Annotated in this window: 14 protein-coding genes, 1 tRNA gene and 1 pseudogene; 11 read left to right on the top strand and 5 right to left on the bottom strand. The window is 71.0% G+C overall.

The features are described from left to right. The first annotated feature begins 231 nt into the window (after window positions 1–231). The 4 genes from ACO1X9_RS04795 (at window position 232) to ACO1X9_RS04780 (ending at window position 2,726) form a co-directional block, all read left to right on the top strand. Window positions 232–1,113, top strand: coding sequence for a DsbA family protein (locus tag ACO1X9_RS04795; RefSeq protein WP_486349691.1), 882 nt, complete (start codon window positions 232–234; stop codon window positions 1,111–1,113). A 26-nt stretch (window positions 1,114–1,139) separates the two neighbouring features. Next, a tRNA-Thr gene (locus ACO1X9_RS04790) sits at window positions 1,140–1,213 on the top strand. A gap of 284 nt (window positions 1,214–1,497) precedes the next feature. Then, window positions 1,498–1,749: a hypothetical protein gene (locus ACO1X9_RS04785; protein WP_486349690.1), complete on the top strand. Its 252-nt coding sequence runs from the start codon at window positions 1,498–1,500 to the stop codon at window positions 1,747–1,749. Beyond that, the gene (locus ACO1X9_RS04780) at window positions 1,749–2,726 is read left to right on the top strand and encodes a DMT family transporter (RefSeq protein WP_486349689.1); all 978 of its coding nucleotides are present in this window, start codon (window positions 1,749–1,751) and stop codon (window positions 2,724–2,726) included. Before ACO1X9_RS04785 ends, ACO1X9_RS04780 begins: the two co-directional genes overlap by 1 nt. On the opposite strand, the gene ACO1X9_RS04775 is transcribed toward ACO1X9_RS04780, so the two are convergent. Together ACO1X9_RS04775 and msrB are read right to left on the bottom strand one after the other, a co-directional pair. Beyond that, entirely contained in the window at window positions 2,705–3,235 is a 531-nt protein-coding gene (locus ACO1X9_RS04775) for a nitroreductase family protein (RefSeq protein WP_486349723.1), read from the bottom strand. The genes ACO1X9_RS04780 and ACO1X9_RS04775 overlap by 22 nt on opposite strands. Window positions 3,236–3,258: 23 nt before the next feature. Further along, window positions 3,259–3,675: a peptide-methionine (R)-S-oxide reductase MsrB gene (msrB, locus tag ACO1X9_RS04770; RefSeq protein ID WP_486349688.1), complete on the bottom strand. Its 417-nt coding sequence runs from the start codon at window positions 3,673–3,675 to the stop codon at window positions 3,259–3,261. 187 nt (window positions 3,676–3,862) lie between these two features. Between msrB and ACO1X9_RS04765 the strand changes: the two genes are divergently transcribed. The 7 genes and pseudogenes from ACO1X9_RS04765 to groL all read left to right on the top strand — a co-directional run bounded on the left by ACO1X9_RS04765 (window position 3,863) and on the right by groL (window position 12,884). Continuing rightward, window positions 3,863–7,810, top strand: coding sequence for an HtaA domain-containing protein (locus ACO1X9_RS04765; protein ID WP_486349687.1), 3,948 nt, complete (start codon window positions 3,863–3,865; stop codon window positions 7,808–7,810). A gap of 29 nt (window positions 7,811–7,839) precedes the next feature. Next, window positions 7,840–8,772, top strand: coding sequence for a DUF2332 family protein (locus ACO1X9_RS04760; RefSeq protein WP_486349686.1), 933 nt, complete (start codon window positions 7,840–7,842; stop codon window positions 8,770–8,772). 52 nt (window positions 8,773–8,824) lie between these two features. Continuing rightward, a complete protein-coding gene (locus ACO1X9_RS04755) occupies window positions 8,825–9,106 on the top strand; it encodes a DUF3263 domain-containing protein (protein WP_486349685.1) in 282 nt (93 codons plus the stop codon). 27 nt (window positions 9,107–9,133) lie between these two features. Further along, entirely contained in the window at window positions 9,134–9,715 is a 582-nt protein-coding gene (locus ACO1X9_RS04750; RefSeq protein WP_486349684.1) for a LytR C-terminal domain-containing protein, read from the top strand. Window positions 9,716–9,881: 166 nt separating this feature from the next. Continuing rightward, on the top strand, window positions 9,882–10,085 hold the full coding sequence (locus tag ACO1X9_RS04745) for a cold-shock protein (RefSeq protein WP_486349683.1): 204 nt from the start codon (window positions 9,882–9,884) through the stop codon (window positions 10,083–10,085). 24 nt (window positions 10,086–10,109) lie between these two features. Further along, window positions 10,110–11,138, top strand: a complete 1,029-nt coding sequence (locus ACO1X9_RS04740) for a DUF3048 domain-containing protein (RefSeq protein WP_486349682.1) — start codon at window positions 10,110–10,112, stop codon at window positions 11,136–11,138. 126 nt (window positions 11,139–11,264) lie between these two features. Further along, a pseudogene (gene groL / locus ACO1X9_RS04735) lies at window positions 11,265–12,884 on the top strand (chaperonin GroEL). Window positions 12,885–13,071: 187 nt separating this feature from the next. On the opposite strand, the gene ACO1X9_RS04730 reads toward groL, so the two are convergent. From ACO1X9_RS04730 to ACO1X9_RS04720, 3 genes are all read right to left on the bottom strand, one after another. Next, window positions 13,072–13,362: a WXG100 family type VII secretion target gene (locus ACO1X9_RS04730; protein ID WP_486349681.1), complete on the bottom strand. Its 291-nt coding sequence runs from the start codon at window positions 13,360–13,362 to the stop codon at window positions 13,072–13,074. Between the two features lie 9 nt (window positions 13,363–13,371). After that, window positions 13,372–15,096: a sensor histidine kinase gene (locus ACO1X9_RS04725; protein WP_486349680.1), complete on the bottom strand. Its 1,725-nt coding sequence runs from the start codon at window positions 15,094–15,096 to the stop codon at window positions 13,372–13,374. A gap of 29 nt (window positions 15,097–15,125) precedes the next feature. Next, window positions 15,126–15,371, bottom strand: a 246-nt coding sequence (locus tag ACO1X9_RS04720) for a winged helix-turn-helix domain-containing protein (protein ID WP_486349679.1), incomplete at its 5' end; no start/stop codon positions are given.

Here is a 15,371-nt window from a genome sequence, read left to right as displayed (position 1 = left end):
TGGGTGAGGCGAGTCCGACGTCGTCGGCGGACACCCCCCGATTATGGCACGTCGCGCACGAGCCGCCGACCGGGCGATGGCGTTCAGGCGTCGTCCGGCGCGCTCCCAGCGAGCCGTCCTAGGCTGCCGAGTCGGCGCGCGGGTCACCACCGCGTTTGCCGCAGACCGCGGCCGTGCAGTATTTTGGCGCCGCCCTCTGTCACCCCACCGAGGCCATCGATACGAGGTTCCATGAGCGAGTCGCGCGAAGCCGCGCGGGAGCGCGCACGCGAGCTGCGCGCCGCCCACCGCAAGAGCGACCGACGCCGTCGCATCACCGTCACCCTCTCCCTCGTCGGCGGTGTGCTCGTCGTCGGCCTCATCGTCACGCTCGTGCTCATGACCGCGCGGGGGCCGGCAAGCCGCGGACCGCAGAACATGCTCAGCGACGGCATCAAGATCGGCGTCGGCTTCGTCGCCGCCGAGACCCCGGCACTCCGCGTCGGCCAGACGCCCGTCGCGTCCGAGGCCAACCCGAGTGACCTCGTCGACATCAAGATCTATTACGACTACCTCTGCCCCAACTGCGGCCTCTTCGAGGAGCGCAACGGCGATCAGCTGCGCGAGTGGATCGCCAACGAGGCGGCGACGGTCGAGTACCACCCGATCGCGATCTTCACGTCGAAGTCGCCGACCGAGTACTCGCTCCGCGCGGCCAACGCCGCCGCGTGCGTCGCCGAGTTCGCGCCCGACGACTTCTTCGCGTTCCACGAGGCGCTCTTCGCGAACCAGCCGGAGGAGAACACCGACGGCCTGTCGAACGAAGAGCTCGTCGCCCTCGCGGGCGAAGCCGGCGTGGGTCCTCTCGGCGCCATCGAGGACTGCGTCGACGACGAGCGGTTCCGCCGGTGGGTGAAGGATGCCACCACGCGTGCGCTGACCGGTCCGATCGCCGGCACCGACGTCGCGGCGATCGAGTCGACGCCGACGATCATCGTCAACGGCCAGGAGTTCGCCTACACGACCGCGTTCGATCCCAACGAGTTCGCGCAGTTCGTCGCGCGCGCCGCGGGGCTGTCGTTCAGCGAGAACCCCACGCCGACGCCCACCCCCACCGTGACGCCGACGCCGTAGACTTGGTGCCGCGCTCAACGGCGCACGCCCCCTTAGCTCATCTGGTCAGAGCGTCAATCTTGTAAATTGAAGGCACCGGGATCGACACCCGGAGGGGGCTCTGTCCGGCGGTGGTTCTAGCGTGCGGCCATGAGAGTCTGCGCGCGCTGCGGAACTGAGACGACCAACCCGAAGTACTGCTCCCGGAGTTGCGCTGCGACGACGAATAATCACGGCGTGCGCCGACACGGTCGTGATCCCGGTGAATGCCGGTACTGCGGCGCGCGATTGACCACTCACGCGGCTTCTTACTGCTCGGGAGGATGCCACCAGGAGGCTCTCGCGGAGCGACGCATCAGGCGTTGGCTGGCCAGCGGCCTCCCGGGTCACCAGACCCTGACCGGGGTGATCCGCGAGTTCATCATGATGTCCCAGAACTACGGCTGCGCGATCTGCCACCGGCCACCCGAGTGGAACGGCGCCCCGCTCGTGTTCGTGCTCGACCACATCGACGGGGATGGCAGCAATCACGTGCGTTCCAATGTCAGGATGATCTGTCCCAACTGCGACAGTCAGCTCCCGACTTTCAAGGCCCGCAACCGCGGGAAGGGCCGGCACTTCCGCCGCGAGCGCTACAGAGCGGGTCTCTCCTACTGATGTCGTCACCCTCCCCGGTCCCGTCCGAGACGACCCGCGCGCGCCTCGCGATCGCGTTGCTCGCGGCCTTCGGCACCGGGGTGCTCGTGGCGCTGCAGACGCGCCTGAACGGCGAGCTCGGTCAGCGCCTCGGCGACGGGTTCCTCGCGGCTTTCATCTCGTTCGGATCGGGGCTCCTGCTGCTCGCGCTCGGGCTGCTCCTCTGGCGACCGGGTCGACGCGGCGTCGGACGCGTCGTCTCCGCGCTGCGCACGCGCGACATCCCGTGGTGGCTCGTGCTCGGCGGCGTCGGCGGTGCCGTCTTCGTGCTCGGCCAGGGGCTGACGGTCGGACTGCTCGGCGTCGCGATGTACACGATCGCCGTCGTCTGCGGGCAGACCGTGAGCTCGCTCGTACTCGACCACCGCGGGCTGGCCCGGATGGCGCCGACGCCCGCGACGCCGCGTCGGATCCTGGGGGCCGGTCTCGCCGTCGTCGCGGTGGGCATCGCCGTCTCCGACCGGTTGCGACCCGACATCCCCCTCTGGGCGCTGCTCATCCCGCTCGTCGCGGGGGTGCTCGTCGGCTTCCAGCAGGCCGTCAACGGGCAGGTGCGGCAGGTCGCCCGGTCGGCCTTCGCGGCGACGTTCGGCAACTTCCTCGTCGGAACGGCCGTGCTCGGGGTCGCGCTCGCCGTGCACGTCGCGCTCAGCGGATGGGAGCCGACGTTCCCGGGGGAGTGGTGGCTCTACCTCGGCGGCGTCAACGGCTGCGTCTTCATCGCGGCGCAGACCGTGATCGTGCGTACGACGGGTGTGCTGCTGATGGGACTCTCGGTGCTGGCCGGTCAGCTCCTGGCCTCGGTCGGCTTCGACCTGCTGCTCCCGCTGAGCGGGGAGGGGCTGCACCTCGTCACGGTCGTCGGCACCGGCCTCGTGCTCGTCGCGGTGCTCGTGGCCTCGATCCCGGGGCGTCCTCAGCGCAGCGTCTCGAGGTAGTCCTTGGCCTTGACCGGCTTGCGGCGACCCGACTTCTCCTTCTTCGCCTTGCCCCCGACGTAGAGCCACCCGAGGAGGCGCTCGTCGGGCCCGAGCCCGTGCATCCGGTGCACCGCGGCCGCACGGGTATACAGGCCGGTGCGCCACATGACGCCCCACCCGGCCTCGTCGAGCACGAGGCTCAGGGCGTGCGCGACGCCCGAGGCGACCGTCTCCTGCTCCCAGTCGGGCACCTTGTGACTCTTCTTGGGCGAGACGACGACGGCGAGGAGGAGCGGCGCACGGAGGGGCTTCTGCGCCATCTTCTCGGCGGCGTTCCCCTCGAGCCCGGTCGCCTCGGCGATCGCCGATCCGAGCCGCGCCCGGGCGTCGCCGCGCAGCGCGATGACGCGCCACGGCCGCAGCGACGCGTGGTCGGCGACGGAGGCTGCGGCCTCGATGAGCGGGAGGAGCTCACGCTTGGTGGGCGCGGCATCCGTCACCGACGGTTGGGAACGGCGGCGCCGCATCCCCTCCGCGATGGGTCCGGTCGTCACGACTCGGCGCTGAACCCGAGCGACAGCGAGTTCATGCAGTACCGCAGGCCGGTGGGCGTGCCGAAGCCGTCGTCGAAGACGTGGCCGAGGTGCGACCCGCAGCTGGCGCAGCGCACCTCCGTGCGGGTCATGCCGAGCGAGGTGTCCTCGATGAGCTCCACGGCATCCGGATTCACGGAGTCGTAGAACGACGGCCAGCCGCAGCCGGAGTCGAACTTCGTGCCGCTCTTGAAGAGCTCGGCGTTGCAGGCCGCACAGGTGTACAGGCCGGACCGGCTTTCGTCGAGCAGCTCGCCCGTCCACGCACGCTCGGTGCCGGCCTGACGGAGCACGCGGTACTGCTCGGGGGTGAGCTCCTCGCGCCACTGCTCGTCGGTCTTGTCGACGGCGTAGTCCTTGCCCGTGGTGTCCATCTCGTGCCCTCTCGTCGCGGCACCCGGAGCGGCCGCCGTCCTATTCAACCGGAGGATGCCGCGTTCCGTTCCCGAGTGAGCGCGCCGTTCGGTGACTTAGGTAAGGCTTCCCTTTGACAAAGAGATGAGGTGTTCTCTACGGTCGAAGTTAGCTGAGCCTTAGCTAACTCCCCGACGAAGGAACTCGATGAGCACCCCCGCGCCCCGCCCCGTCCTGAAACCGCTGGCGATCCTGGTGAGCTTCCTGCTCGCCCTCGCCGGCTTCACCCTCCCCGCGCTGCCCGCCGCCGCCGCCTCGGGCGAGGTGAGTGGCGCGACGCTCGACTGGGGAGTGCGCGACTCGTTCCGGAGCTACCTCACCGGACCGATCGCCCACGGGCACTGGACGGCTTCCGGCGTGACCGACGCGACGCCCTTCGGCTGGAGCGGCGGCACGGGATCGGCGCCCGGCGGTGCGGGGACGGTGACGTACCCGGGCTCGATCCAGTTCCAGGGTCACCAGGGCTTCGGTGTCGACGCGGCCGAGTACGCCCTCGACCTGACGTTCAGCGAGGTGCGGGTGCGCATCACCGGGGCGGCGACGGCCGAGCTCGTGCTCGATGCGCGCAGCCGCGGCCTCGCCGATCCGACGACCTTCGCCGAGCTCGACGACGTCGTCTTCGCGACCCTGAACCTCGCGGGAGGCACCGACGCGTCGACGTCGGGGATCGTCGCCTGGAGCGGCGTCCCCGCGACTCTCACCGCCCAGGGCGCCGTAGCGTTCGGAGGCTTCTACGCGGAGGGCGCCGCGCTCGCGCCCGTGACCTTCTCCTGGCCGGTCGAGGCCGCCGCCCCGACCACCGTCACCCCGGTGCTCACGGCGAGCCCCACCGGCACCGCCGTCGCGGGCACCTCGGTCACCCTCACCGCGACCGCGACTCCCGCCGTGTCGGGCACCGTGCAGTTCTTCGACGGCGCGACGGCGCTCGGCACCCCGGTCGCGCTCGCCGGAGGCGTCGCGACCCTCACGACGTCGACGCTGCCGACCGGATCGCACTCGCTCACCGCCGCGCTGACGACTCCCGACGCCGGCTACGTCGGCGCGACGTCCGCGCCCCTCGCCTTCGAGATCACCTCCGCCGGCGTTCCGGTCGACCCGGGGGTCACGCCGGGCAACGTGCTCGGCGGCACGACGACGTGGGGCATCTCGACCTACCTCAACGCGGGCAGCCCCGGCCGCGCCAACCCGTCGCCGGGTGACTACGTCGCCCCGTCGACCTACGACGCGATCACGAAGCTCAGCACCTGGGGCGCTGCGGTCGGCTCGGTCGATGAGGATGGCTCGGCCGTGCTCGGCTTCTCCGGCACCTCGGTCAACTACGCCTCGACAGGCAACGCCTGGCTCAAGCTCGCCGACCTCCGTGTGGACCTGGATGCCGACGGCAACGGCACCGTCTCGGCGCTCGTCTCCTACCGCACGGGCGGCGACCTCGCGGCGGCCCCGACGCGCGGCCCCGAGCGCGTCGACGTCGTGGCGCTCGCCGGCAACACGAGCGGCGCGAACCTCACCCCCGGCAGCGCGGCCTGGTCGGGCCTGACCGGCACCTGGGATGCCGACTTCCTCTCGTTCCTCGCGGGCGACTCCGGCGCCGGCATCGCGGCGTTCACCTACGCCTCGACGGTCACCAACGACGCCTCGCTCAACGCGGGCGCCCGCCTGCCGTCGACATTTGCCTTCGCGGTGACGCTCGACGAGCCGACGGTCTACGTGCCGACCGAGTACGACCTCGGCGGCGCGACGTGGGGCATTTCGACCTACCTCAACGCCGGCAGCCCCGGCCGCGCCAACCCGTCGCCCACCGACTATGTGGCTCCGGCGACCTACGACGCGACGACGAAGCTCAGCACCTGGGGCGGCGGCAGCGGCACGATCGAGGTCGACGGCTCGGCCGAGCTGGCGTTCAGCGGTGCCTCGATGAACTTCGCCGCGACCGGCAACGCCTGGCTCCGTTTCGCCGACCTCGCGGCGGAGCTCGATGCCGACGGCAACGGCACCGTGTCGGCGCTCGTCTCCTACCGCACGGGCGGCAACACCGCCGCGGATCCGACGCGAGGTCCGACCCGCCTCGACATCGTCACCCTCGCCGGCAACGACGTCACGGCGGTTCAGGATGCCGACTCGGTCACCTGGGCGGGTCTCGCCGGCGTGTGGGATGCCGACCTCCTCACCTTCCTCGCGGGCGACGGCGGCAACGGCATCGCCGCCTGGACCTACGCGTCGACGGTCAGCAATGACACGTCGCTCAACGCCGGCGCTCGACTCCCCGCGACCTTCACGTTCGAACTCGGCCAGACGCCCGACCCGGTCGCCACCGCGGCGACTCTCGCGGCGTCGCCGTCGGAGACCGCCGTCGCGGGGACCACGGTCGCGCTCACCGCGGTCGTCGCACCCGCGGTCGCCGGCACGGTGACGTTCACCGACGGAGCGTCGACGCTCGGCGCCGTCGTGCTCGCGGACGGCGTCGGCACCGCGACCTGGTCGCTGACGGCGACCACCGGAGCGCACGCCTACCGCGCATCGTTCGCGCCGCTCGACGGCTCGGCCTACCTCGGGTCGCAGTCGGCGGTGGTCGCGCAGACCGTCTCCGCCGTGCTGCTCCCGGCTCCCGGGTCGCTCACCTGGGGAGTGAAGGCGAGCTTCCGCAGCTACGTGCTCGGCGACATCGCCCACGGCACGATCACGTCGGCGGGCGGCGCGTCGCCGGTGGCCGGTGGCTACTCGTTCCCTCAGTCCTCGTCGGATGTGGGGGGCAGCGGGCTCGGCTCGGTCGCCTACCGCGGCAACGTGACGTTCACCGGCCACGCGGGTGCGCTCAACCTGCGTGTCGCCGACCCGATCGTGCGCATCACGTCGTCGACGTCGGCCGTGCTCTCGGTGTCGACCGCCGGCGGGCGTGTCGACATGGCGACGATCGACCTCGCGCGCGGCGTGCGCAGCGTCGGCACGGGCGGTGCCGTGACGTACCTCGGCGCTCCGGCGACCCTGACGGCCGCGGGGGCATCCTCCTTCGCCGGGTTCTACGGCGCGGGCGAAGCACTCGACCCGGTGAGCTTCACCGTCGGGTCGAACAACCCCGTCAACGGAGCGGGCTCGAGTTCGTCGAACCCCGCGCCGACGACCCGCACGCCCGCGGCCACCCCGCCGGCGACGGAGGGGATCACGACGTCGCAGGACGAGGTCTTCGTCGAGGGCGGCGAGTACACCTTCACGGCGGGCGGCTTCCAGCCGAACGAGACCGACATCCTCATCGTCGTGTACTCGACGCCGACGGTGCTCGCGACCGACGCGACCGCGGATGCGAACGGCGTGGTCACCTGGACGGGCGCGTTGCCCGCGGGCCTCACGGGCGAACACACGCTCACGTTCCAGGGCTCGGTCGATCGCGGCATCGTGCTCGACATCGCGACCGCCGAGGTCGTCGGCTGCACGGTCGCGGGCGCCGAGTTGAGCTGGGGGTTCAAGGAGTCGTTCCGCGCCTACATCGACGGCTCGATCGCCGACGGCGAGTGGGCGACGGCGGACGGCGCCACCTACGAGACGCCGCTCTTCACGTGGGCGACGGGCACGGGCGGCTACGACACCGAATCCGGGGATGCCGACCTCGCCTTCACCGGTGCGGTGCGGTTCACGGGTCACGGCGGTGTGCTCGACACGACGATCGCGAATCCCAGGGCCGTGATCGTCGGCGACCGCGCCGTGCTGTTGCTCGACGTGTCGGGCACGACCCAGGACGGCACGGCGGTGTCGTCGACCGGGGTCGAGTTCGCCGAGCTCGACCTCGCGGCGGCCGAGCAGGTGGGCGGCGGCGACCTCCTCGCCTTCACCGGCATCCCGGCGGTGCTGACCGAGGCGGGTGCCGCCGCGTTCGGCACCTACGAGGCGGGCAGCGAGCTCGACCCCGTCGACCTGCTCATCACGGTCGACCCGGCGTGCGCGCAGCCCGCGGGCGCGGTCGAGGAGCCCGGCAGTGGTCGGGAGATCGAGACCACGTCGGAGACCGTGCCGCTCCTCTGGATCGTGCTGGCGATCGTCCTGGCACTCGCGATCGCCGTCGCCGCGGTGATCCTCCTCCGCCGGGCGCGTCGCACCGCCTGATCGGACGACGTCGGGCTGGGCCTGGCAGGATGACCGCCATGCCCAGCCCCACGGCCGACTGGTACGACCGGGCATCCCGCGACCTCGCCGAGCATTCCGCTCTCCACGCCGCGTGGGCGGCCGGGGTCGCCTCGGACGACGCGGTGGTCGCGCTCCTCGACCGGCTGCCGCGGGAGCGCCGTCAGCCGTCGCTCGTGTTCTCGGTCGCGACCTGGCTGGGGGCCGTCGCCGGTGACTACCCGGGATTCCGCACCTGGCTCGTCGAGAACTGGCCGGCGGTCGAGGCTGCGGCGCGCGAACGCCGCACGCAGACCAACGAGGTGGGTCGCTGCGCCCCCCTCGTGGCGGGGCTCGCGCGCATCCCCGGACCTCTCGCGCTGCTCGAAGTCGGGGCGTCGGCCGGCTTGTGCGTCATCCCGGAGCGTTACGCGTACCGCTTCGGCGACCAGCCCGTCCTCGGCACGGGGTCGCCCGTCCTCACCTGCGCCGTCGACGACCCCGCGCTCGCCCCGACGACCCTGCCCGACATCCGCTGGCGCCTGGGCGTCGACCTCCATCCGCTCGCGGCGGACGACGACGAGGATGCCGGCTGGCTCGAGGCGCTCATCCCGCTCGACCGGGAGGATCGCCGGGAGCGACTGCGCGCCGCGCTCGACACCGCCCGTGTCGACCCGCCGCGGGTGATCGCGGGGGATGCCCTCGAGTCGCTCGCGGACGCCGCGGCGGGGGCGCCACGTGGCCTCACCCTCGTCGTCGCGTCGCTCGGCACCCTCGTCTACCTCGCCCCGCAAGCGCGGGCGGGGTTCCCCGCGGCGGTCGCCGCCCTCGGGGCGCGGCTCGTGACCCTCGAACAGAGCGGGATCGCCGATCCGACCGCGTTGCCGGGCCGCTTCGTGCTCGCGCTCGACGGCGAGCCGATCGCGGAGGCGAGCCCGCACGGCGACCGCCTGAGCGCCCTCTGAGCGTGCGGCGGGGCATCCCGAACGTCCGTTCCCGCGCACCTAGGATCGCCGCGTGACCGACCCCCGGCCCGCGGAACCACCGCGCAGCGAGCTCGACGAGCTCGAGCTGCGGGTGCTCGCGTTCGAGCGCGAATGGGCCGACCGGGTCGGCAACCGGGAGGGGGCCATCCGCTCGGAGTTCGGCGTCTCCCCAGCTCGGTACTATCAGATGTTGTACGCGCTCATCGAGTCACCGCTCGCGGTGCGGCACGATCCGCTCCTCGTCCGCCGTCTGCAGCGGTTGCGCGACTCGCGGCGCCGGGCTCGTGCCCGTACGTTCTCCTCTGACCACTAGAGCCGACAGCCAGGACACCGCGACCAGATGGCCACCACACCCCGGGACCGTTTCGACGACCTCCCCGCCGACCTCGTGCGCGTCGGCGCCCACCGTGCCCCCGCGAAGCGCGGCCGCGGCTGGATCGCATTCGCCTGGGCCGCCCTCGCCACCGGCGTGCTCGTCGTCGGCGGGCTCTACGGGCTCTCGCGGGTCAACCCCGACATCTCGTTCGACCTGCCGGCCCTGGGCGGCGGCGACCAACCCGGTGTGACCGAGACGACGGCTCCCGCGGTCGAGCCGATCACCGATCCGGCCCTCGTCGACCCGGCCCTCGACGTGTCGTTCTCGATCCTCAACGCCTCGCCGACCGACGAGCAGCAGGTCGCCGCTGAGACGCAGCTGCAGACCGCGGGCTGGTCCGCCGAGCAGATCTCGTCCGGCAACGCCTCCGCCCGAGACATCGAGTCGACCGCGATCTACTTCAACGGCGCGCAGTACGAGGGCGTCGCGCGAGGGATCGCCACGATCCTCGGTACCGATCTCGCCCTCGTGCGCAACTCCGACGCCTACCTCGGTGCGCCGATCACGATCGTGCTCGGCGCCGACTACGTGCCGCCGGCCCCCTGACCGGTCCTTCTGAGACGGGCGTGTTTCGCCCGTGTTTAATCTGCGCGACAAGGCCCCGAATCGCCGGGTTCTCGGGCCTGCGGGGCCGAATCTGCCGGCGCAGCGCGGCTAGCATTCCGTGCACAGGGTCGCGGGAGGCGACCGTTTCGGCAGCAGGGAGTTCCGGATGGCGCAGGGCACCGTCAAGTGGTTCAACGCGGAGAAGGGGTTCGGGTTCATCACGGTCGATGACGGGAGCCAGGACGTCTTCGTGCATTTCTCGGCGATCGACATGCCGGGTTACAAGGTGCTCGAGGAGGGCCAGGCCGTGACGTTCGACGTGGGCGCCGGACCGAAGGGTCCCCAGGCCGAGTCGGTGCGTCCGCTCTGACCGCGCGCCACCTAGCATGACCGCATGGGTCGGGTCCGGGATTCTCGCGCGGGTGCTCTCGGAGCGTTGATCCTCATCGCGGTGCTCGCCGCGTGCGCGACGCCCGAACCGATGCCGACCCCGACGCCGACCTACACCTCGACGTACGAGACCCCGCCGCCGATCGCGCTCACGCCGCTCACGGGCGAGCTCGTCGAGCCGGGCGCGCTCACGGCGCCGTCGCTCGCAGCGAAGGTCGACAACCATCCCGACGCTCGACCCCAGCAGGGCCTCGAGCACACCGATCTCGTCTTCGAGGAGCTCGTCGAAGGCGGGCTCACCCGCTACGTCGCCGTCTGGCACTCCGACGTGCCGGCCGAGATCGGGCCGATCCGCAGCATCCGCCCGATGGATCCCGACATCGTCTCGCCGCTCGGCGGCATCATCGCCTACTCGGGCGGGCAGTACCGCTTCGTCGTGATGATGCAGGACACCGACGTCTACAACGCCATCCACGGGCAGGACGACACCGAGGATCTCATGTTCCGTCAGCGCGGCCGCCCCGGGCCCCACGACGTCATCGTGAAGGCGCCCGAGCTCATCGCGCGTCACCTCGACCTCGCAGCACCGGCCCAGCAGTTCGGCTTCTCTCCCGACCTCGCGAGTGCGTCGGCGGTCGTCTCGGGAACCCCGGTGCAGACGATCTCGCTGCGCTTCGGCGCGGCCTCGGCTCCGAGTTGGGAGTGGGACGAGGCGCGCGGCGTCTGGGCGAGATCGCAAGACGGTACGCCCGATCTCGACCTCGCCGGGGTGCCGTACTCGGCCGTCAACGTCATCGTGCTGCGGGTGCCCGTCACGGTGTCTCAGAGCATCCCGAAGACCGAGCTCATCGGTTCGGGTGAGGCCTGCGTCTCGACCGGCGGGAAGACTCTCTGCGGAACCTGGTCGAAGGACTCGCGGACCTCGCCGATCCGGCTCGTCGACGGCACCGGCACCATCATCCAGCTCGCGCCGGGCAACTCGTGGATCGAGCTCGTGCCCCTCGCGGGCAGCGCCACCTACACCGCGCCGTAGCCGCGCCGACACCCCGTCGCTCCGCGCCGCGCGGCTTGCACTCCCCCCTGCCGAGTGCCAAGATGGGCTCTGGCACTCGCACATGGTGAGTGCCAGCACTACGTCCGGGAGGGACGACACACACTCATGGCAAAGATCATCGCTTTCGACGAGGAGGCCCGTCGCGGCCTCGAGCGCGGCCTGAACATCCTGGCCGACGCCGTCAAGGTCACCCTGGGCCCGCGTGGCCGCAACGTCGTTCTCGAGAAGTAGTGGGGCGCCCCCACGATCACGAACGACGGTGTCACCATCGCCAAGGAGATCGAGCTCGACGACCCGTACGAGAAGATCGGCGCGGAGCTCGTCAAGGAGGTCGCGAAGAAGACGGATGACGTCGCCGGCGACGGCACGACCACCTCGGTCGTGCTCGCTCAGGCGCTCGTCCGCGAAGGCCTGCGCAACGTCGCGGCCGGCGCCGACCCCATCAGCCTCAAGCGCGGCATCGACAAGGCCGTGGAGGCCGTCGAGACCGAGCTCCGGAGCGTCGCGAAGGAGGTCGAGACCGAGGAGGAGTACGCGGCCACCGCATCCATCTCCGCGGGCGACCCCGAGATCGGCAAGATCATCGCCGAGGCGATCACCAAGGTCGGCAAGGAGGGCGTCGTCACCGTCGAGGAGTCGCAGACCTTCGGCACGACGCTCGACTTCACCGAGGGCATGCGCTTCGACAAGGGTTTCCTGTCGCAGTACTTCGTGACCGACCCGGAGCGTCAGGAGGCGGTCTTCGAAGACCCGTACATCCTGATCGTCAACTCGAAGATCTCGAGCATCAAGGACCTGCTGCCGGTCGTCGACAAGGTGATCCAGTCGGGCAAGCAGCTTCTGATCATCGCCGAGGATGTCGACGGCGAGGCTCTCGCGACCCTCATCGTCAACAAGATCCGCGGCATCTTCAAGTCGGTCGCCGTCAAGGCACCCGGCTTCGGTGACCGCCGCAAGGCGCAGCTCGCCGACATCGCCATCCTCACGGGCGGCGAGGTCATCAGCGAGGAGCTCGGCCTCAAGCTCGAGAACACCGAGCTCGCCCAGCTCGGACAGGCGCGCAAGGTCATCGTCACCAAGGACGAGACCACGATCGTCGACGGCGCCGGCGAGAAGGCGCAGATCGACGGCCGTATCGCCCAGATCCGCGGCGAGATCGAGAAGACCGACAGCGACTACGACCGCGAGAAGCTCCAGGAGCGCCTCGCGAAGCTCGCGGGCGGCGTGGCGGTCATCAAGGTCGGCGCGGCGACGGAGGTCGAGCTCAAGGAGCGCAAGCACCGCATCGACGACGCCGTGCGCAACGCCAAGGCTGCGGGCGAGGAGGGCATCGTCGCCGGTGGTGGCGTCGCGCTCATCCAGGCCGCGAAGGTCGCGTTCGACAAGCTGAAGCTCACGGGCGACGAGGCGACCGGCGCGAACATCGTCAAGGTCGCGATCGAGGCTCCGCTCAAGCAGATCGCGCTCAACGCGGGTCAGGAGCCCGGCGTCGTGGTCGACAAGGTGCGCAACCTCCCCGTCGGTCAGGGCCTCAACGCCGCGACCGGCGAGTACGTCGACATGCTCGCGGCCGGCATCGCCGACCCGGTGAAGGTGACGCGTTCGGCGCTCATCAACGCCGCGTCGATCGCCGGCCTGTTCCTCACGACCGAGGCGGTCGTGGCGGACAAGCCCGAGAAGTCGCAGCCGCAGATGGGCGACCCGTCGGGTGGCATGGACTTTTGACCGAAGGTTGAGGCTCCCGTAGGGAGGCTCAACTGCAGGTCAAAGGTCGAGGAGCGACGCCGCAGGCGACGCGTCTCGAAACCTCTCGCACTGCGAACAAGCGGGGCGGTTCCTCTCTGGGACCGCCCCGCTTTCTCGTGCGCGGGGTCTCGACACGCGCCTGCGGCGCTACTCGACCACCGAGGGACTAACGGACGAAGAGTCTCGCGTTCTGCAGTTCGATCTCGGCGTAGTGCTGACCCGCCTGCGCGAGCGCTGTGGTGAGCAGCTGGAGGCTCTCTTCCACGCGCCGCTGCGTCGCGGTCCAGTCGGTCACGACGGTCTGGAAGGCCGCGGCGGCCTGCCCCGTCCATGACCCCTGGAGCTCGACGAGTCGGGAGTGCAGCCCCGTCACATCGCTCTGGATTCGGCTCGCGGCCGCTTGGACCGAGACCGTCGCCGCGGCGACCGCCTCGCTGTCGATCTGGTATCTCGTCATGCGCCGAGGCTAGGAGGGGCGCGCACGGCCCTTCGGTGCCGGGCGCGCGGCAGGGGACGGCTCGGGCGCGCTCTCACTGGGGAGGAGTGGCAGGCTCACGCGGAAGGTCGCCCCGCCACCTGGAGTCTCGACGACCTCGACGTGACCCTCGTGGTTGGCGACGATGCCCGCGACGATCGCGAGTCCGAGGCCCGAACCGCCCGTGTCGCGGGTGCGCGAACTGTCGGCGCGGAAGAACCGCTGGAAGATCTTCTCGCGCAGCTGCGGCGGGATGCCGTCGCCGTGGTCGACGATCGAGATGACCCCGTACCCGCCGGCGCGGTCGACGTCGACGACGATCTCGATCGGGCTGTTGTCCTTCGTGAACCGCATCGCGTTGCCCATGAGGTTCGCCACGACCTGGCGGATCTTGTTCTCCTCGGCGAACACGATCGGTCCGATGGGAGGCAGGGGAGCGGATGCGGGGGCCGGGCTGGCGGCATCCCGCACGGGGCGACGTCGACGCAGGCGCGCGAGGGTCGCCCCCGCGAATCCGAAGGCACCGGCGCTGAAGCCGGCGCGTCGCGCTGCCGGGGCGACGCTCGCGACCGCGGCCTCGGCATCCGCGCCCGGCTCGGCGGGAGCCTCCTCGCCCGGCGCGTCCGGCTCAGGCTCCTCGGGCACGACGACGGTGATGCGACGTTCGGGGGCCGAGGCGGCGGCATCCAGCGCGGCGTCCTGCGCGATCGGCAGGAGGTCGACGGCGACACGCTGCAGCGGACGCGCCTCGTCGAGGCGGGCCAGCTCGAGCAGGTCTTCGACGAGGCCGCCCATGCGGATCGCCTCGCGCTCGATGCGATCCATCGCCTGGGCGACGTCGTCGGGGCTCTGGAGGGCGCCCATGCGGTAGAGCTCGGCGTAGCCGCGCAGCGACACGAGGGGCGTGCGCAGCTCGTGGGAGGCGTCGCCGACGAATCGGCGCATCTGGTCGACGGTGCGCGCGCGATCGGAGAACGCCCGATCGATGCGGGCCAGCATCGTGTTGAGGGAGCGGGACAGTCGCCCGACCTCGGTGTTCGGGGTCGCGCCGCCGAGTCGCTGGCTGTAGTCGCCCGCGGCGAAGCGCGCCGCCGTGCGTTCGACGTCGCGCAGCGGCATGAAGGCGCCCGTGACGAGCAGCTGTGTCGCCATCGCGCCGAGCACGACGACGGCGATCGCGAAGAGCAGGAAGATCGCGGCGTAGCGCCCGAGCAGCGCATTCGTCTCGCTCAAGGTGCGGGCGACGACGAGGGTGGCCTGCGTCGAGCCCGGGCCGACGGCCGCCGGGTAGGCGACGACGCGCCACTCGACCGTGCCCGACGCGTCGAAAAGTGTGATGGGACCCTCGAGCGCGACCACCTGCGTGATTCCGAGGCCGGCGACGACCGGCGCGACCTCGGCCTGCTCATCGGTGAGGTTGTCTTCGATGAGCTCGCCGGCGGCCGACACCGCCGCGACGTAGTTCTGCGGGAAGCGGTCCGCGTCGCCGAACGCGCGGATGCCGTCGAGACTGATGCCGGACGGGATGCGCTCGGCGGCCTGATGCACGGCTTCGTCGACCCGCTCGACGAGGTAGGTGCGCAGCACCGTCATCGTGCCGGCGCCCGCGACGATGAGTCCGAGGGTCAGCAGGAAGACGGTGACGCCGGTGACCTTCGCGCGCAGCGAGATGCCGTTCCACCAGCGGTCGAACGACGCCGAGACGGGATTCGCCACGAGGCTCCTCCCGGGGATGCGGCCGAGGGTCAGGCCTTGGCGGTCTTGAGCATGTACCCGAATCCGCGCTTCGTCTGGATCATCGGCTCGGTCGAGTGCTGATCGAGTTTACGTCGCAGATAGGAGATGTAACTCTCCACGATGCCCGCGTCGCCGTTGAAGTCGTACTCCCAGACGTGGTCGAGGATCTGCGCCTTCGACAGCACGCGGTTGGGGTTGAGCATGAGGTAGCGCAGCAGCTTGAACTCGGTCGGGCTCAGCTCGACCTGCTCGTC

Source organism: Pseudolysinimonas sp. (assembly GCF_057350545.1).
Note: the sequence above shows the minus strand (reverse complement) of the source record. Positions and strands in the feature narration are given on the sequence as shown.